13 protein-coding genes are annotated in these 18,183 nt (G+C 66.6%); 1 reads left to right on the forward strand and 12 read right to left on the reverse strand.

Features of this window, described 5'->3' with window-relative positions; genetic code table 11:
* Positions 1-12: 12 nt before the first annotated feature.
* Both BLV04_RS24390 and BLV04_RS10585 read right to left on the reverse strand, forming a co-directional pair.
* Positions 13-480, reverse strand: coding sequence for a hypothetical protein (locus BLV04_RS24390; protein WP_175534586.1), 468 nt, complete (start codon positions 478-480; stop codon positions 13-15).
* Between the two features lie 114 nt (positions 481-594).
* On the reverse strand, positions 595-1,122 hold the full coding sequence (locus BLV04_RS10585; protein ID WP_139191904.1) for a hypothetical protein: 528 nt from the start codon (positions 1,120-1,122) through the stop codon (positions 595-597).
* Positions 1,123-1,414: 292 nt separating this feature from the next.
* Between BLV04_RS10585 and BLV04_RS10590 the strand changes: the two genes are divergently transcribed.
* Positions 1,415-2,335 (forward strand): LysR substrate-binding domain-containing protein, encoded by a 921-nt coding sequence (locus tag BLV04_RS10590; protein ID WP_093031188.1) that lies wholly within the window; start codon positions 1,415-1,417, stop codon positions 2,333-2,335.
* Positions 2,336-2,576: 241 nt separating this feature from the next.
* On the opposite strand, the gene BLV04_RS10595 is transcribed toward BLV04_RS10590, so the two are convergent.
* From BLV04_RS10595 to BLV04_RS10640, 10 genes are all read right to left on the reverse strand, one after another.
* On the reverse strand, positions 2,577-3,536 hold the full coding sequence (locus tag BLV04_RS10595) for a DUF368 domain-containing protein (protein WP_093031191.1): 960 nt from the start codon (positions 3,534-3,536) through the stop codon (positions 2,577-2,579).
* Positions 3,537-3,572: 36 nt separating this feature from the next.
* On the reverse strand, positions 3,573-8,390 hold the full coding sequence (locus BLV04_RS10600; RefSeq protein ID WP_093031193.1) for a CHASE domain-containing hybrid sensor histidine kinase/response regulator: 4,818 nt from the start codon (positions 8,388-8,390) through the stop codon (positions 3,573-3,575).
* A 63-nt stretch (positions 8,391-8,453) separates the two neighbouring features.
* Positions 8,454-10,412: a BatD family protein gene (locus BLV04_RS10605; RefSeq protein ID WP_175534587.1), complete on the reverse strand. Its 1,959-nt coding sequence runs from the start codon at positions 10,410-10,412 to the stop codon at positions 8,454-8,456.
* A 69-nt stretch (positions 10,413-10,481) separates the two neighbouring features.
* Entirely contained in the window at positions 10,482-12,506 is a 2,025-nt protein-coding gene (locus BLV04_RS10610; RefSeq protein WP_093031198.1) for a VWA domain-containing protein, read from the reverse strand.
* On the reverse strand, positions 12,496-13,512 hold the full coding sequence (locus BLV04_RS10615; protein WP_093031202.1) for a VWA domain-containing protein: 1,017 nt from the start codon (positions 13,510-13,512) through the stop codon (positions 12,496-12,498). Before BLV04_RS10615 ends, BLV04_RS10610 begins: the two co-directional genes overlap by 11 nt.
* Before the next feature lie 310 nt (positions 13,513-13,822).
* Positions 13,823-14,389 carry a DUF4381 domain-containing protein gene (locus tag BLV04_RS10620; protein ID WP_093031205.1) on the reverse strand — a complete coding sequence of 189 codons (567 nt, stop codon included), beginning with the start codon at positions 14,387-14,389 and terminating at the stop codon, positions 13,823-13,825.
* The gene (locus BLV04_RS10625) at positions 14,386-15,387 is read right to left on the reverse strand and encodes a DUF58 domain-containing protein (protein WP_093031399.1); all 1,002 of its coding nucleotides are present in this window, start codon (positions 15,385-15,387) and stop codon (positions 14,386-14,388) included. Before BLV04_RS10625 ends, BLV04_RS10620 begins: the two co-directional genes overlap by 4 nt.
* Before the next feature lie 12 nt (positions 15,388-15,399).
* On the reverse strand, positions 15,400-16,464 hold the full coding sequence (locus BLV04_RS10630) for an AAA family ATPase (protein ID WP_245731838.1): 1,065 nt from the start codon (positions 16,462-16,464) through the stop codon (positions 15,400-15,402).
* A gap of 236 nt (positions 16,465-16,700) precedes the next feature.
* The gene (locus BLV04_RS10635) at positions 16,701-17,333 is read right to left on the reverse strand and encodes an HAD hydrolase-like protein (RefSeq protein ID WP_093031208.1); all 633 of its coding nucleotides are present in this window, start codon (positions 17,331-17,333) and stop codon (positions 16,701-16,703) included.
* 101 nt (positions 17,334-17,434) lie between these two features.
* Positions 17,435-18,082, reverse strand: a complete 648-nt coding sequence (locus BLV04_RS10640) for a CDGSH iron-sulfur domain-containing protein (protein ID WP_093031211.1) — start codon at positions 18,080-18,082, stop codon at positions 17,435-17,437.
* Positions 18,083-18,183: the final 101 nt, after the last annotated feature.

Here is an 18,183-nt window from a genome sequence, read left to right on the forward strand (position 1 = left end):
GCTGCGACCTACTCATTCCACCCGATAAAGGAGCGTACTACCATGCCGGCCTTGGCCTTGCAAAATAGTGACGCCCTCCAGCTTATATTGGAGCCCGATTTCAGAGCGATCACCATTACCCTCGAACAAGATCTGTTCTGTCTCGCCGATGACCAAAAACTCTTGACCACCGAGAACACTTCCTTGACCAGCCCCGTCTGTAGTTCGTCTCACGGCAAGCAAGACCTCGGTTGGCATATCAACAAAATCCTGCCGAACCTTCACACGCCATGCTGCCTGACCCGTACCGCTAATACTGATCGTCGCCTGAATCGGATCACTTTCGATGGGAGATTGAATTCCAGTTCCCGGCCCTCCGACCAGCAGGCTCGATCCAATCGGTTGCGACCAAGAGCCCAGAAGAGTAATTTCGCTCCCAAAGGCAACAAAGGTCGTCAACCCTATGCCCGCAGCACAAAGGTAAGCGGCAAATTTCTTCAATAGTTGGCGCGAGTGTGGCATAAGACCATTCCAACCCAGCATCGTGGGGCGGTTGCTGATCGGCCCCACGATGTTGTTACGATCTGAACTCAAAACGAGACTGACTTCGACCCACTAAACGCCGCTGTCAATAATCGTGTAAATAACAGTATTGTCAGCATTATTGCCGACCTCACCTGCAGCAAGCGTGGCCTTGAGTTGGTAAGTAATAGGCATGCCAGTTTGCCCGACTGAATCAATTCCGGTTACGACGTCCGCTTTCGTTGTCGCCAAAGACAGCTCCGCTGGTACAGACACGCCTGCCGTCGTTCCACCAACATTCACCAACAAGCTAACACCCGTTGGCATAGCAGCGCTGAGCTCGGCAACGAGCTTCTTCGCATTATCCCCAGCATTCGACGTGACGGCCCAACTATTACCTGAGGAAGCGGTCGAAAGGAGCTCCGTGGCACCTGCAGTTACATTTGCATTGGTAATAATCAAGCTTGGAGCGGCACCGTCCAGTGCGATAACGGCGACTTCATCGACCTGATAATCGAAAGTCTGAGTAGCTGTGCCTGTGTCGGCAAACGCACCCGCGCTCATCACCATACCCATCGCCGCCGCCAATGCCGTCAGTTTCATCGTCGTGTTGGTTCTCATCTCATTCACCCTGTTCTGTGCGTGCTGTTGATACTCGAAACGGCGAATCGGCGAGGCCTGTCCGTCGGACACTCGGCCGTCCCGGCCGACCTCGATGGTCCGGGGACCCGGCCGGCGTGATGCCGCGGCGTCCCGAACCCTCGATGCGGTCTCGGGGCCTTTGGCCCGTTGCTCGATCCGCATGGCCGGAGTATGGTTCGCGGTCCCCTGGCTGAAAAATACTTTGGGGCTATGCTGATATAACCGGACGGCATGGGGCCGGAGGCCCGCGACCGAGGTACCGAAGACTCCCGTGAAACTCCGACAGCTGGTCTACTTCAACGAGGTCATCGACCAGGACTTCAACATCTCCGCCGCCGCCCAGGCGCTCTTCACCTCGCAGCCGGGCGTGAGCCGACAGCTTCAAGCGCTGGCGGACGAGCTGGGCGTGGATTTGTTCACCCATCACGGCAAACGTCTGATCGGCCTGACCGAGCCCGGTCAGGAGATCGCGGTCTTGGTGGCCCGGGTGATCCAGGACGTGCAGCGGATCGAAGAGGTCGCCGATTCACACGTGAACGCCGAGCGCGGGGGCCTTGTGGTCGTTGCCACCCGACACGCGGCGAGCACCCGTCTGCGCGACACTATGATGCGTTTTTGCGAGGCGATGCCGGCACTCAGGGTTCGGGTGTTCGAGGAAGAGCCGCGGAACGCATCGGCCATGCTCAGAGCCGGCGACGCGGACATCGGAATCCTCACCGAGCCGTCCGAGCGCGATCCCGAACTGGCGTATTTCCCGATCGAGACCTGGCGCCTGCTTCTGGTGGTTCCGAAGGATCATCCGCTGAGCTGCGGGGCCGAGGTCTCCTTGGAAACGCTCGGCCGCTATCAAATCTGCTCCTACGAGCGCACCGCGCATTCCCGCCGGATCGTGGAGGATGCCTTCCGAGCGGCCCACATGACGGCGCCGATCGCCCACGCCCTCGGCAGCAGCGCCATGATCCTGCAATACGTGGAGAGGGGGATCGGTGTGGGCATCGTCGGCGAGGCATCCTTCGAGCCGGAGAGCCACCCGAATCTACGCGGGATCCGTGTCGACCATCTGTTCCGTTCAATGACCACCGACGTGGTGCTGCCGCGCAAGGCGCGGCTGCGCAAACCCGTCTGCGGCTTCCTGGACGTCCTCGCCCCGGACCTCAACTGCGTGATGATCGCAAACGCCCTGGCCGCGTAAGCTCGCGAGGTATTTCCTCCTCGATGGCCTCCCGCGCGTCTCCGAAAGAGCGTTCGCGTTTCGGGGTACCGTAAAGGTAATGGTCATGCTCTTACGCCCAGTCTGCGGGAGCGTCGACACTCCCGGCAAGGCTGTCCAGGCCGTAGGTTGTGCTGACGATAGGAAGCACAACTTCCGCCGACGGTGGTTGTGCCTCGCAGGCTCGGCACAACCTACGGCATGGAGTTTGCCGGAGACAGACTCAGTCCGTTCGCGGTCCGAAGTGGTCGAACGCATAGACAAGCAGGAAGCCCAGCACACAGGTCAAGATCGCGCCCAGGACCAGCGGGTCACCCTCGTAGCCGGAGGGCAGGACGTTGACCTCGGAGAGGATCTTCTCGGGCGTGAGTCCGTCGGCGGCCATCACGACTTGGCCCGAGCTATCCCGCAGCCAGTCCTCGGCGTTGCGCCAGGGATAGACCTTGTTGAGCGAGCCGACCAGGAAGCCGGTCAGGATGGCGAGGGTGAGGCTTCTGTAGCGCTTGAAGGTCCAGGAGAGCAGGCGCGACATGGTCATCATGCCGGTCAGACAGCCCAGGGCGAAGACGCTCAGGATGAGAAGCTTGTCCAGCGAGAAGCCGACCAGCAGCCCCTTGAGCGTGTCCTGGACGATGAACTGATACATCCCCAGCACCAGGAGCATGAAGCTCCCGGAGATGCCCGGCAGCATCAGTGCCGAGATGGCGATGGCGCCGCAGAGAAAGACGAACCAGAGCGCCTCGTTGCCGTTTGCGGGTGTGAGGGTGGTAATCGCATAGGCCAGGATCGCCCCGAGGACGAAGAGCCCCACCTCGCCGGCACGCCATTGCCCGATGCGCCGGGCCATAAAGAGGATCGAGGCGAGGATCAGCCCGAAGAAGAAGGCCCAGATCAGCGGCGGATAATGCTCGAGCATCCAGGAGACGCCGAAGACGCCGACCAGGATGCCCATCGCCATGCCGGCGAGCAGGAGCGCCAGGAAGCCCCCGTCGACCGCGCGCCAGACGCCGTCGAGCCCTTCGCGGCGATGCACGCCGATCAGCCCCGGACCGAACGCTTTGACGGCATTGAGCAGACGCTCGTAAATGCCGCTGATGAAGGCGATGGTGCCGCCCGACACCCCCGGAATCACCTCCGCGATACCCATGGCACCACCCTTCAGGATCAGGCTCAAGCGCGACATCGTTTATCCTTGAATGATCAAATGAAATGAATCGAATCAACCGCGTTCTGGATCGACCGGGGCGCGCTCGGCGAGCGCGTCGGACGACGCCGTTTCCGCAGTGCGCGGCAACCAGCGCGCAAGCGCCTCGGCCAATGCCTCGGACTTGACCGGCTTGGCGACATAGTCGTCCATGCCCGCCTGAAGACAGACCTCGCGGTCGCCCTGCATCGCATTCGCCGTCATCGCGATGACGGGGATGCGCCGGTCGAGCACCGGCGATGCCGCGTCGCGGATCCTCCGCGTGGCCTCGAGTCCGTCCATGACGGGCATCTGTACATCCATCAGAACCAGGTCGTAGGGGATGGTGCTCAGCGCCTCGATCGCTTCGAGGCCGTTGCCGACCGCATCGGCACGCAGTCCGAGCCGTTTGAGCAGACCCAGCGCCACGGTCTGATTCACCGGGCTGTCTTCGGCGACCAGGACGAGACCTTGCAGGCGGGCGGACCCGGACGAAGTGACCCCCGTGGCGGCTCGATCGGGCGCCTTGGGATCGGCCGCCATGTGATCGGGCGGCGTATCCGTGCGATCGGATCCCTCGCGTGCCGGTCCGGCCAGCACGCCCGCCAGACGCTCAAGCAGATCCAGATGACGGATCGGTTTGGCAAGACGGGTCGGATTCGTGGTGCCCGGCACGGTCGGTAAGGAGTCGGCACGGCCCGGCGCGACCATGAGGACCAGGCGCGTCCGGGCACGTTCTGGATCACTCCGGATCGCCTCGGCCAGGTTGCGCTCGCCGTCCGTCATCTTCTCATCCAGGATCGCAATCAGAAAGGGATCGCCCTCGCGACGGGCCGAATCGATCCGCAGCAGTCCCGCACAAGCGTCGCTCGCGCCTTCGACCCGCATCTTTGCCGCCCGAAGTCGAGCAATCAGCATGTCGCGCTGTGCGGCGTGATCCTCTATCACCAAGGCGCGGACACCGGCAAGCTCCGCCGGTGCGTTCGTCGAGGTCTGCGCCGCGACCGGTAAACCGAGGCGCGCCGTAAACCAGAACTCCGAGCCCTGCCCGGGCTCGCTGCGGACACCGACCTCGCCGCCCATGAGCTCGGCCAATTGCTTGCTGATAGCAAGCCCGAGCCCGGTCCCGCCGAACTCGCGCGTCGTGGAGGCATCGATCTGGCTGAACTTGCGAAACAGCAGATCCCGCTTCTCGGGCGCAATGCCCACACCCGTATCCCGAACGGTGAACAGCAAGACCAGGTCCGTGCCGGCGGACGGGGCCGGGGCCGGGGCCGGCTCAGGCTCAGGCTGCACCGCGTCGAGTCGCCGAACGTCGATCACGACCTCTCCGTGCCGCGTGAATTTGATCGCGTTGCCGGCGAGATTGTTGAGGACTTGACGCAGCCGTCCCGGATCTCCGCGCAGCAGGGCCGGGACGGCCGGATCGAGCGCACACACGAACTGCAGACCCTTGGCCTCGGCATGAATCGCCATACTTGCGGCGAAGTCGTCGAGCAATCGATAGAGGTCGAAATCCAGGATCTCGAGATCGAGCTTGTTGGCTTCGATCTTCGAGAAGTCCAGGATATCGTTGATGATCGACAGGAGTGATTCGGCACTGCCGCGCACAATCTCGGCGAAATGACGTTGTGTGGCGTCCAGATCGGTATCGAGCAGCAGCCCGGTCATCCCGATGACGCCGTTCATGGGCGTGCGGATCTCGTGACTCATGTTCGCGAGGAACTCGCTCTTGGCGACGTTCGCAAGCTCGGCCTTCACCGCCATCTCGCGGGCGCGAACGTTGGCGGCCCGCAGCTCGGCATTGGCCGCGCGCAAACCCTCTTCGGCCTCTTTGCGCGTCTCGGCGTTCTGCATCAGCTCGGCGAAGACGGACAGGAGCGAGCGTTCCATTCGGGTCCATTCGCGCGCCTCCCGAACGGCATCGAACCCGACGAAGCCGAAACAAACCTCGCCATTCATCAGCGGCAAGGTAATCAGCGTCTTGATCCCCTGAGGCTCGAGCACCTGTCTGAGATGCCCTTCCGCCGGCAGATCCGAGACGAGCGGGACATGCAGAGGCTGGCCTGCGCGATGGGGCTCGACAAACTCGGGAAGCAGGTCGCACCGCAGGGCCCGCAGGTTGTCGATCTCAGGCGTCACGCCGGGTGCGCACCACTCATGCGTATTCGACATGACACCCGCGGCGAAGTCATAGCGAAACAGATAGGCACGATCGATGTTCGCGAAGTCTCCGATGCGCGCCAACGCGCGATTGATCTGCTCGTCCAACCGGTCCAAGGGCACATTCACGAACTCCATGGCCAAGGTCATGATGATCATCTGAAGCCGGGAGCTGCGTGCGAGATCCTCCTCGGCGAGCTTGCGTGCCGTGATGTCGGTCTGCGAGCCGGCCAGACGATAGGGCACGCCATGCGCATCGCGCACCGCCTCGCCGCGCGCGAGCATCCAGCGATAAGAGCCGTCGCGATGGCGCAGGCGATATTCCGCTTCGAAGGTCGGCCGCTCGCCCTGGATATAGCCATCGAGGCACGCCGCGAAGACCGCGGCATCCTCCGGGTGAAGGCGCGCGTAGAAGGCGTCGGTCGAGCTGGGCAGCTCGGTATCCGGATAGCCGATCTGCTCCTTCCATCGCGGCGACAGAAACACGCTGCCCCCTTCCAGATCCCAATCCCAGATCCCGTCGTTGCTGCCACGAATCGCCAAGGCATACTGCTCGCGACTGGACTCCAGCTGCTCGCGGATCAGCGACTCCTCCGTGACATCCCGGAACACCAGCACGGCACCCAGAATCGCGCCGTCCGCACCGCCGATCGGCGCGCAGCTGTCGGCGATCTGTCGGTCAATTCCCTGGCGGTCCACCAGCACGGATTGATCGGCCAAGCCGACCACCACACCCTCCGCCAAGGCCCGAAACACGGGGTTTTCAGCCTCCGAGCGCGTCCGAGCATGGACGATGCGAAAGACCTCGGTGATCGGGCGCCCCAAGGCATCGCCCATCGGCCAACCGGTCAGAGTTTCCGCGACACGGTTGAGGCTCGTCACCCGGCCGGCGGCATCCGTGCTGATCACGGCATCGCCGATCGAGCGTAGCGTGGCCTCCAGGCGGCCCTTGCCTTCCTCCAGCTCTCGGGTGCGTTCCAGTACGGTGCGTTCGAGCACACGGCGCCGATTGGAATAGGTGCCAATGAGCCAGCTCAACGCGAGTGTCAGGAGCAGACCGGAGAAGCCCACCACACCGGTCCCGCGCCGCGCGTATACGGAAGAAAACTCGGGGCCCTCGGACGCGACGATCGCATAGGCTTGGCCGGAGACGAGCAACGGACGAAACAGCGACGCAGCAAGATCGCGGTCCGTCGCGAGGGTCGGCGCGAGACCGTCGTGATCCGCGGCCGCAGTCGATGCCAGGCGTTCCGGTGCTTCACCGGCGCGCAGTTGGTAAAGGTCCAGGATCAAGACGGACGCATCCGCACGCCGAGCCGCGCCGCTGCTGCGCAGCAGGATCCGATCGAAGTCGATGACGGCGGCTGCGAACCCGTGCTCTCGATCCGGCTGCCCGACATGCTCGAAGGGTCGAAAGACGAGCATTTCCCGACCCGGCCCACCGAATCGATTCAGATCGACCGGGTCGCTACCGGTCATCAGACCCGAACGCGCCGCCTCGGCCAGCGCCGCGCGCAGCACGGGATCCGCCCCCAAGTCCAGCCCGGCCAATCGGCCGTGCGCCGACTCCGACACGACGGCCGCCACGGGGTAGTAGACGTCGCGCTCGCCGGCCGGAATGCGTCGGCCCTCGGCGTCCAGCTCGTGGATGCGGGTGCCGTCCGGATCGAAGGCGGCACGATCCGCCGCCGCCACGACCGGCGCCCAAACCCAGGCGGCGATCGCGTGATCGAGCGTCAGAAACCCGGAGTACCCGAGAAAGGTCTCTTGATCGATCCGCTGCGCACCTTCGAGAAACCGCGCGAGTCCCTCCAACGCGAAATCGCGGACCCCGCCCAGCTCGTCGGCGACCCGGGCGGTTTGGGAAGCGGCGAGCTGCTCGAAGGCATCTTCGCGGTTGCGCGCCTCGATCCGATGCGCCGACCAGGTCGCGACCGCGGTCAGCGTGAGTCCGATCAACGCAGCGAGGGCTGCCTCCAGGTGGCGCCGACGGACCTGCTGCTCGGCCGAGAGACGTCGACGTCGGGCCAAGGCTGCCGAGCCGCCGAGTAGGATCAGGGCGAGCGTCAGGACGAAGAGCGCCGGAACCGCGCCGGCGTGGACCAGACGACGCTGCCAATCGCCTGCGTCGATATCCACGCCCAGGACGGCAATGACGGCGTCTGTCCCCGGATCCAGGATCGGGACGAGCGCACTCACCCAGGTACCCCAAGCATCGGTAAATGGACCGTAGACGATCGGCTCGGCGCCGTCGAAGGCCAGATGATCGGGCTCGGCGGCATCCTCGTAAACCTGCCCGGCCGGGGACTCGTCCGGCGAGCCAGCGGGCTCGGAATCGAGAAAGAAGAAGATGGCTCCGTCTGCCCGACGCCCCATCAGATAGAGGAAACGCCAGGTCGGTTTAGCCGTCATCACGGCTGCGAACTGATGCTTGAGTCGAAGATAGACGTCCGCCGTCAGATCATCGGGGTTTCCGGATAGTGCGGCGATGCGCTCGACCGGGACGGCCTGCGCCATGATGCGCGCCTGGACCAAGAGGTCCTCGCGCATCTCGCGATCCGTCCGCGAGACCTGCCAACCGACGAAAAGGGTGCCGGCGACCAGAAGGAGAGCGAAGAGCCCGGCGGTCGAGACTACCGCGGATGCGGATTTCGGCGAAACGGCCTTCGGGGAAACGACGGGGTTTGTCATCGGGTATCCATGCCTCGCGGTGTTTCCTCGTGAGCCGATCGGCCAAGCCCTCGGGCGGTCGTGTCAGATCCGGCGCGGATACAACTCCGGCAGGGCCGTCGAGCGATCCGACGCGGCATCCTCATCGTCGCCGGACAAACAAGGCGCGAGCGCCTGCCAGGCACCGACACCGTCCCATGCTGCCCTGGCCCCTGCGCCTGCGCCAGCTCCCGCGGCAACCGCATAGAGGGCTCGGTCGAGTTGCGCGAGCGTCTCGGCCGCCGCGGCATCGTCGAGACGCCGGGCCAAGGCACCGAGACCCGCCGGAGCCTGCCCAACCCACCGGACCCGTCCCCAATCGAGCAAGGCCATTCTCGCGCCTCGGGCGTCGTTGTCCAGGCAGGCTTGCTCGACACGCCGGCGCGCCTCGCGCAAAGCCTGCGGCGAGACTCGGGTCTCGACCCGAGCCGGGGCCTCGCGAGCGCGTAATCCCCGTTTGAGCCAGACGAGTGCAGCGAGCCAACCGAGACCGATCAGGCCGAGCGCGGCAACCCCGAGGCCGATCGGACCGGCGATCGCCCGACGCACCCAGTCCTCCGCCATCGACGGCCATTGGCCTGACTCGCGGGGCTCGGCGTCCTGGTCGAGGCGATCCGGCGGCGCCGCGTCCTCCGAGGCCGGCTCGCCCGAGGTCTCGAACGGCCGAGTCTTCCCGTTGCCCGCGGTCCCTGCGGGCGCCGCGGCCACCTCAAGGGTCCGCGCGGGCACGATCGCCACCCGCTCGCGATCCTCGCGCGTATCCCACCAGGGAACACGCACCTCGGGAAGGGTCACAGGCCCCGCGCGCGTCGGGACCAAGGCAACCTCGAGGCTCCTGAGTCCAACCGGCACACCGACGCCGGGCAGATCCTCGGCACGCGTCTGACCGGGGTAGATCTGCGCGCCATCCGGGGGATCGAGCACGAGCGGCGGCAGCTGGGCCGCGGTGACACCACGCGCGGTGACCGTCAGGACACGCGTCACCGGCTCGCCGACCTGGAATCGCGGCGACGCAGGAATCCACTCGTCCGAGATCTCGACGGATTCCGCCGGCAGCCAAGGCGAGCTTGAGCCGGGAGGCTGCGCACGGACCTGGATCTCCAGGTCGGGCGCCCGCTCCACGACCCGTCGTCCGGTGGTCGTCATGCCCGACAGCCCCGCGAAGGGTCCGGCGCCGAACAGCGCATCGAACTCGTCGGCTGGACCGCGACTGGCCGGCCGTGGCGACGGCATAATCGCCTCGAGTCGCGGACCGCGGATCACGAGGGGTCCGCTCTGCAGCGGCACCATGAGAAAGCGTCGTTCGATGACCTGATAACGCCGGCCGTCGATGACCTCGACCGAGCTGCGATCCTCGCCGTCGCGCTCGATCGTCGCACCCTCCACCTGCGGATCGGACAGGACCGCCCGCTGCGGGGCCTCGCGCTCGCGGTAGAGCACCTGGACCCGATAGTGAAACGCTTGCTGCACGTAGGGCGTGGCCTCGTCCGTCTCGGTCCGCACGAAGATCGGCTTGGGACCGGCGGCGGGGTCATCGGCCGCGGCGTCCTCGACGACCTCGACAACGAGCGGCTCGCTGCGCGCATCCCCCCACGCCAGCGCTGGGATCTCCAGTCGACCCGATCGCTTGGGGGCAAGCTCGATGCGCCATTCGCGCGTGTGCGACACGGCCCCGTTCAGAACGCTCATGCGCTCGCTCTGGCTGCGGCTGAGGATATCGAAATCGGCCTCCAGGACCTGGAGCTCGGGCTCTCCGGAGAGTCGACCGTCGCCGAGAAGCTGCAGGATCAGCGTCTCGTTGGTGGCAATACGGTCGCGATCGATCTCGGCGCGAACCCCTTCGGCGAGTGTGTCCTGCGCCAGCACCGGGGTGACGGCCATCAGGGCGGCGAAAACGGTGACGGCGCAGAGCATCGGGAGCAGGACGTCGAGCAGCGAGCGCCGAGGCCGCTGGCCGGTCGCGCCGTCTGCTCGCAGAGAAGAGGTCCGGTCGAGTCGAATCAAGTCACACATCCAGGATCAAGGTCGACGCATGCGTGCGTGTCGAGGTGTCGTTGTCGCGCAAGACGCGGCTCAGGGCAAGCGCCCCTCGCGACGCAGATGCTGCAGGAGAAACCGCTGTCGCAGCAAACCGCCCGGGTCGTCCGGGACTCGGCGCAATTGAGCCTCCATTGCCTGCTCGCGTTCTTGCGCCTCTGGACCGAGGGCGTCCGACAGGGCGCTGTCCGAGGGCGTGGGCTCTTCGGTAGTCGGATCCGATGCCCCGTCCGGGTGCTGCGCCGATCCACCGGGTTCATCCTCCGGCAGGGAGACATCCTCGGTCTCGGCGATGTCGTCCGGTCCGATATCGCCCGGGTCGCCGGTCGGCCCGGATTTTCCGCTCGATGCGGGTCCGGTCTCGGAGCGGTTCTGCGAGGCCTGATCGGACGACTCTTGGGCTCCCGGCTCGCCCGCGGCATCCGAACCGTCGTGCTCGGCCGAATCGGATGCGGTCTCGGATGCCGGCTCGGTGCCCTCTTTGCCCTCACCCGCCTGCTCGCCCGAGTCCTCGGCGCTTTCGCTCGGGTCTGTTTGCGCGTCGTCGCTGCCGGACGAGTCGGACGGATCTCCTCCGCCGCCCGAGGGCTCGTTGCCGGAGGAACCTTGCGAGTCGCTTGCGGCGTCGCCCTCCGCGCCCTCGCCTTGGCCCTCGCCCGATTCGCCGTCATCCGACGACTCGGGCGGGCGGTCCCGCAGCGCTTGGAGCAGCTCCAGGTTGTAACGCGCATCCGCATGGTCTGCATCGCGTTCCAATGCACGCTCGTAGGCGGCGATGGCCTCGTCGAGCCGTCCGAGACGTGCAAGTGCATTGCCGCGGTTGTAGTCCACGTCCGGGTCCGGCTCATCGGACAAGGCCGCGAGTGCGCGCTCGTAATCGCCGGCCCGATAGCTGGCGGCGGCACGCCAAGCCGGATCGCGAAACAGCTCGGCTGCCTCGGCGTTCGCGCCGGCCTCGAATTGTCGGGCGGCCTTTTGATCGGCCGTCCACCAGAGGTCGGACCACTCCAAGGCCCATCCGGGGGTCGGCGGCAGGATCATGACACAGGCGAGGATCGACAACAGCCAACCACGCCGGAAGGCCAAGGCGGCGAAGGGCAAGAGCGCGAGCAAGAGCCAAGGGCCTTCCTCGCGCCATTGATCGGACAGCAGCGACGGCTCCTCGGTCATCTCCGCATCCATGGAGCCGAGGCCCATGAGTGCACGGGTATCGGCGTCGCTTGCATGCGATTCGACATAACGGCCGTTGCCGAGCCGGGCCAGCTCGCGTAGGTCGGCCTCGGGCAGGCGTGCGATGCGGACCCCGCCGTCGGGGTCGGGCTCGAAACCACGCGTCCCGTCCGGGGCCAGGGGCACGGGCGCACCGTCCGATGTGCCGACCGCGAGCACCGAGACGCGATGCCCGCCGGCAGCCAACGCCTGCACGGCAAACCGGGCCGAGGCCAGGTCGCCGACCCCGTCGGTCACCAAGACGATATCGCCGCGACCGGCGGAGGCACGCCCAAGCAGCTCGCCGGCCGCATTCAAGGCCCGTGCGGTATCGCGCGGACCCGGCACCGGGATGAGATCGGTCGTCAGCTGGGGCACCTGGGACGAGATGGTCGCGGCATCCCGCGTCAGCGGCGAAACCACGAAGGGCTCCGGGCCGAAGGCGAGCAGTGCGACCTGCCCTTCCTCCGATGCCTTCAGCAGATCCATGACCTCGAACCGGGCACGCGCCAGACGGGATGGCCGCAGATCGGCCGCGTTCATGCTCGGGGAGAGGTCGAGCAGGATGACCCGCGCAGCACTGGTCCCGTAGACGGGCTGCGCGACACGCTCCCAAGCCGGTCCGGCCAACGCCAGCGTCGCCAGGAGCCAACCGAGACCCAACAGCCACAGCGGCAGGCGTCGCGGGGCAAGATCCGCACCCACCAGGAGATGCGGCAGCAGATGGGCATCGACCAGGCGGCGCCACACCAAGGCCCCGGCCGGCCGTCGCCACAGCGCCGCGAGCAGGATCACGGCCGGGATCAGGGCCAGCAGCCACATCGGGCGCAGAAGCTGCAATTCAGGCCACACGACGGCGCCCCCCCGCGGACAACAGCGGCGCGGCGGCCAACCCGAAGCTCAGGAGCAGCGCACCGGCCGCCGGCCACATGTAGAGCGAGCGTCTCGGCGTGAGCGAGCGCTCGTCGCGCTCGCTCGGCTCGAGACGGTCGAGCTCGGCGTAGATCTCTTCGAGCTGCTCGCGGGCATGGGCCGAGAAGAAGCGCCCGCCGGTCATCTCGGCGATGCGCCGGAGTGTCTCCGGGTCGAAATCGCTGCCCGCGCGCGCCGGAACGCCTCCGAAGGGCGAGCGCGACTGCGCCATCCCGCCGCCGTTGCCGCCGCCGATCCCGATGGTATAGACGCGCACGCCGGCCTGAACCGCCAGCTCCGCTGCGGCGAGCGGCTCGATGTGCCCGGCGTTGTTGGCGCCGTCGGTCATGAGGATGACGACGCGGTTGTCCTCGGGCTGGTCTCGCAGATGCTTGACGGCCAGGGCGAGGGCATCGCCGACCGCGGTCTCGCGACCGGCCAGCCCGACGACCGCCTCGCTCAGCATGGTCCCGACCGTGGTGCGATCGAAGGTGAGCGGGGTCATGAGATAGGCCCGAGAGCCGAAGAGGATAAGTCCGAGACGATCCTGCTCGCGCCGCCCGATGAATCGCTCCGCGACCGCCTTCACGAGCGCGATTCGCGAGACCATGCGGTTGTTCAGCTCGTAGTCGGCCACCTCCATGCTCCCGGAGATATCGAGCGCGATCATGAGGTCACGGCCGGAGACCGGGAGTCTGACGGGCTCCCCGACCCATTCGGGACGCGCCGCGGCGAGGACCAGCAGGACCCAAGCGACCAAGGCGAGGATCAGGCGTGGACTCAGCGAGCCGGTGCCTCGGGTGCCCCGCGCAACGTGCGATGCGAGATCCGGATCCAGGTGGAAGCGCAGGGCCGCGCCCTGCTCGTCGCGGGCGCGCGGGAGCCAGGTCGCGAGGAGCGGGAGAGGGAGGGCTAGCAGGGCCAAGGGCCAAGCCATCGTGATCATGCTGAAACGCGCTCGGCGGGTGTTTGAATCGTCATCGCATGTCCTTGAAGTCGCAGCGACATATCGGCCTTGGAGCGGCGCATTTCAGAAGGTTTTGGTAAGGATTCAAAACCAACCGAAACACGTAGGATGGGTAGAGCGCAGCGAAACCCATCCTCACAGCTCAAACGCCCGATCCGGGTGGCTGCGCGGAAAAGATGGGTTTCGCTGCGCGCCAACGGTGCCGAAGCCGGGGCGCCGGAGCGGGGAGGATGGGTTTCGCTGCGCTCTACCCATCGTACATCGTTGATTTTATATTTTATTTTCGGGATCATCTCGTTGCATGGAGCGGCCCTTCGGCCTTTGGGTCGGCAGGCGTTTCCGCGGCCCCGCGAACTGCGGGGCCGCCGTGGCGACGGTTGGCGCGGATCCAGGTTTCCGCCAGATCGGCCAGCGCATCGGGATTCGGCGGTAGATCGCCGTCGCGGGTCGCCTGGTAAGCCAGGTCGGCGAGTGCCCGACCCGGTCCGTGACGAAAGCCGTCCCCGCCGCCGGTCGCATCCAGGAAGGCCAGCCAAGCATCGCCGGTGAGTCCGGCGACCTGCTCGCGCGGAAAGCGTGCGAGCGCAAACCGTCTCAGCAGGCGCGAGAGTGCGGCGACGAAGGCGCGGGTGTCGCCGTCGGCCCGGGCGGTCTCCCGCAGCGCGGCGAGCTCGCGCAGGGCCGAACGGGCGGCGGCGCCCCGACGCCGATGCCGGCGCCAGCGCACGCCGGCCAGCCAAAGCAGAACCGCCAAGAGCACGGCAGCGGAAATCCACCAACCGGGCGCCGGCGGCCACCATTGGATGGGATCCGGCAGATGCCAGTCGCGCAGTTGCGCCAGAGGATCGGCGTTCATGCGATGCCCCCCGCGGCGGGCAAGCGCCCTCGCCCGCCGAGCCCGAGCGCCAGTGCGGGACCGACCGGGACATCGGCGGTCAGGCGCAGCAGGTGGGCACGGTTGCGCCGGGCCAGTCGTTCGAGGGTCTCCATCCGGGTCCGAAACAGGCCTTCGTAAGCCTCGCGGCTCCCGGAGCGGGTCAGATCCAGCAGGCCGCGCCGGCACCCGTCGGTCACGGGATAGCGTCCGGAGGGCGGTGCCTGGATCTCGATGCTGTCGTGGACCGGCAAGAGGATGACCTCGCAGCCGGCGGCCAGCTCGGTCATCCAACGCGTTTGCGTGCGCAGGATGTCGGCGAAATCGCTGATCACGGCGACCAGGCTGCCGGGGCGCACCAGCGGTACGAGGTGTCCCGCGGCCTCGGCGAGCGAGCCGTAGCCGCCGGCCTGACCGGAAGATTCGGCATCCGCGGAGAAGGCGGGCGTCGGGCTCGCCAGACGGTCGAGGAGCGGCAGGAGTCCCCCGGCACGCGAGGCCGGGCGGCGCTCCAGATGCCGGGTCTCGTCGAACACCAGTCCGCCGACCCGATCGCCGCGATCCACGGCGGCCCAGCCGAGCAGCGCGGCCGCGCGCGCGGCGACCACGGACTTGAAGGCGATGCGTGTGCCGAAGCGCATGGTCGGCCCTTGATCGACCAGCAGCCAGACCGGGCGCTCGCGCTCCTCGCGGAAGAGTTTGACGTGCGGACGACCGGCTCGGGCCGTGACACGCCAGTCCATGTTGCGCGGGTCGTCGCCGGGCTGATAGACGCGCGATTCGTCGAACTCCATCCCGCGCCCGCGAAAGCGCGCCACATGGCCGCCGGTGCGCGTCGCCAGGACCCGGCCGCGCGGCGCGAGATCCAGACGCCGCGCCTGCTCGCGCAGTGCGATCAGCTCGGTCAGCTCGGGGAGGATGCCCTCGGTCCGCGCATGCGGCGCCTTCGCGCCCTTCGCCGTCGGGGGGTTCGATCGCATGGCGAGCACCGCCTAAGGCGCCGGGACGCGCGCGAGCAATGCCTCGATGAAGTCGTCCGGCCGGCGGCCTTCCGCCTCCATCTCGTAGGACAGGAGCACGCGATGACGCAGCACATCCGGGGCGAGCGACTGGATATCCTCGGGCGAGACGAAGCTGCGCCCGTTCAACCAGGCCAGGGCACGCGAGCAGCGGTCCAGGGCGATGGTCGCGCGCGGGCTCGCGCCGAAGCGCAGCCAGCCGGCCAGGTCCGGGGAGTAGGCCTCGGGCTTGCGGGTCGCCATCACCAGATGGACCAGATAATCCTCGACCTCGGGGGCCATGTAGAGATCGAGAATCGCGTGCCGGGCGGCAAAGACGCTGGCTTGACTGAGGACGACGCCTGGGGAGGCCGCGCGATCGCGTCGGGCCTCCTCACGATTGAGCCGCAGGATGGCACGCTCGGTATCGATATCCGGATAGTCGACCCGGACATGCATCAGGAACCGATCGAGCTGGGCCTCGGGCAGCGGATAGGTGCCTTCCTGCTCGATCGGGTTCTGGGTGGCCATGACCAGAAAGAGTCGCGGCAGCGGGTAGGTCTCGCGGCCGACGGTGACCTGGCGCTCGCCCATCGCCTCCAGAAGGGCGGACTGCACCTTGGCCGGCGCGCGGTTGACCTCGTCGGCGAGCAGCAGGTTGTGGAAGATGGGGCCACGGTCGAACCGAAAGGTCCCGTCTTGTGGGCGATAGACCTCGGTCCCGGTCAGGTCGGCCGGCAAGAGATCCGGGGTGAACTGGATGCGATGGAAATCGCCCTCGAGCCCGGCGGCCAGCTCTTTCACGGCCGTGGTCTTGGCGAGTCCCGGTGCGCCTTCGACCAACAGATGGCCGTCGGCGAGCAGGGCGATGAGCAGCCGATCGATCAGGCCGCGCTGACCGAGGATGGTCTCGCCGACCTGCCGCCGCAGTGCGGAGAATTCCGTCGCGAGTGAATCGTGCGAGGTGTCGGCGGAAGCGGAGGCAGGCGTGGACGCGGCCGTCGTTGCGGCGTCGCGTTTCAATGCGGTGATCTGATCCAAGGTCGTCGGTTCCTCCATCCTGTTGTCGTATCGGACGCCATCGGACGGTGCCGTCATGCGTCTCTTATGTTGCCTGCGCTCCAGGCGCCGGGGGTCAGTCATGCCGTAGGATGGGTAGAGTGCAGCGAAACCCATCCAGCCCGCTAAGGGCATCGGACCGAAACCCGGCAACTCGGCGGTTTGGAGGATGGGTTTCGCTGCGCTCTACCCATCCTACCGTTTATCACGTGTTTGCCCTGTTTCCGAGTCGTGACTTAGGGCCTCTCGACGTCGATCGAGAGCAGATCCCGCGGATGGCGGCACTGAAAATCAGGCCCTCCGGTCGCCAGACTTTTCAAGGGCGTGTAGCCCCAAGCCACGGCGGCGAATCGCACTCGCGCATCGCGCGCCGCCTCGAGATCGCGCAGCTCGTCGCCGACGTAGACCAGGCGCCTGGGGGCAATCCCCTGCGAGCGAGCCTGCCGGCGCAAGGCCCCGGCCTTGCCGAAGAGACCGGTCCCGCCGATCACGGCATCCAGACCGGGGAGCCGATGGCGGCGGACGTACTCACGCACGCTCGCCCGCGCGTTCGACGACAGGATACCCAAGCGATGCCCGCGTTGCAGCAGCGTCTCCAGCACCTCGCCGATACCCTCGATCGGGGCCGTCTCCATCAGATCGGCACGCATGGCACGGCGCATCCGTGTGGCGAGTTGCGGCAGCCGGTACATGGGCACACCCAAGGCATGCACGACCTCAAGCGCGTGCATGCCCCTGAGTCGCTCCAGCCTCTCCCGACTCAGCGGCGCGCACCCGAACTCCGGGCCGATCTGCCGAAAGGCCGTGAAGGCCGCATCGAGACTGTCGACAAGGGTACCGTCGAAATCGAACAGGATGTGAGTCGACATCGGTCCCTCCTGAACCGCGTCTCACCATCGCCGTTGGCCGCGACGAGGCCGAACAAAGCGACACACGACGCCTGTCACCCCGGACGCGGTTCAGTTGCGGTTCAGCCCTTGAAGCCGACCTTCTTATGCGTCCCGTCGCAAAACGGCTTATTCTTCGACGCCCCGCAGCGACAGAGAAACGCCTTGTCGCCCTGCCAGGCGAGCCGACCGGTGCCGGCGCGGATGCTCAGATTTCCGGTCAGGACCAGCGGGCCATCGGGCCGCAACTCCACACCGAGCTTGCCGCCCGTCGCGGTCAGTCCCGGCCCCTTTTCGCCCACGGCGCCATAGTCCTCGAACTTGGCCTCGATATGACTGTTGTCGCAGAACGGCTTGTTCTTGGAAGCCCCGCACCGACAGAGCGCCGCGCGGAAACGCACGCCGGGCATGTCGTCTCCAGCGCCTTCAATCTCCAAATCGCCCGTGAGATAGAGCGGGCCGTTGTAGGCGACCGTCAGGCTGTTTTCCGCAGGTGGCGCCTCGGGGATACCGGCCTTGTCGGTGTAGGTCAAGGCGCCGCTCGGACAGCGCTCGATGATCTCGCGAACCTCCTCCTTCGAAACCAGGTCCGGCATGCACCAAGGCTGACGGTCGGCCACGAAGAGGTCGCCCGCGGAGTGACCGCATTCGCCGACGTGGATGCAGAGCCGTCCGTCGAACCGGACATCGATCTCCTTCCCCGCGAAATCCAATGATCGTTTCTTGCTCATGCGTGCCTCGATGGGATCGGCCGGGACCCGGGCCGGGATGTTCCGGGGCGATCTGCCGACATATGGGATTGATGGGTGCCCGGACCGGAAAAACGCGACGG

The organism is Thiocapsa roseopersicina, assembly GCF_900106925.1.
Classification (GTDB): Bacteria; Pseudomonadota; Gammaproteobacteria; order Chromatiales; family Chromatiaceae; genus Thiocapsa; species Thiocapsa roseopersicina.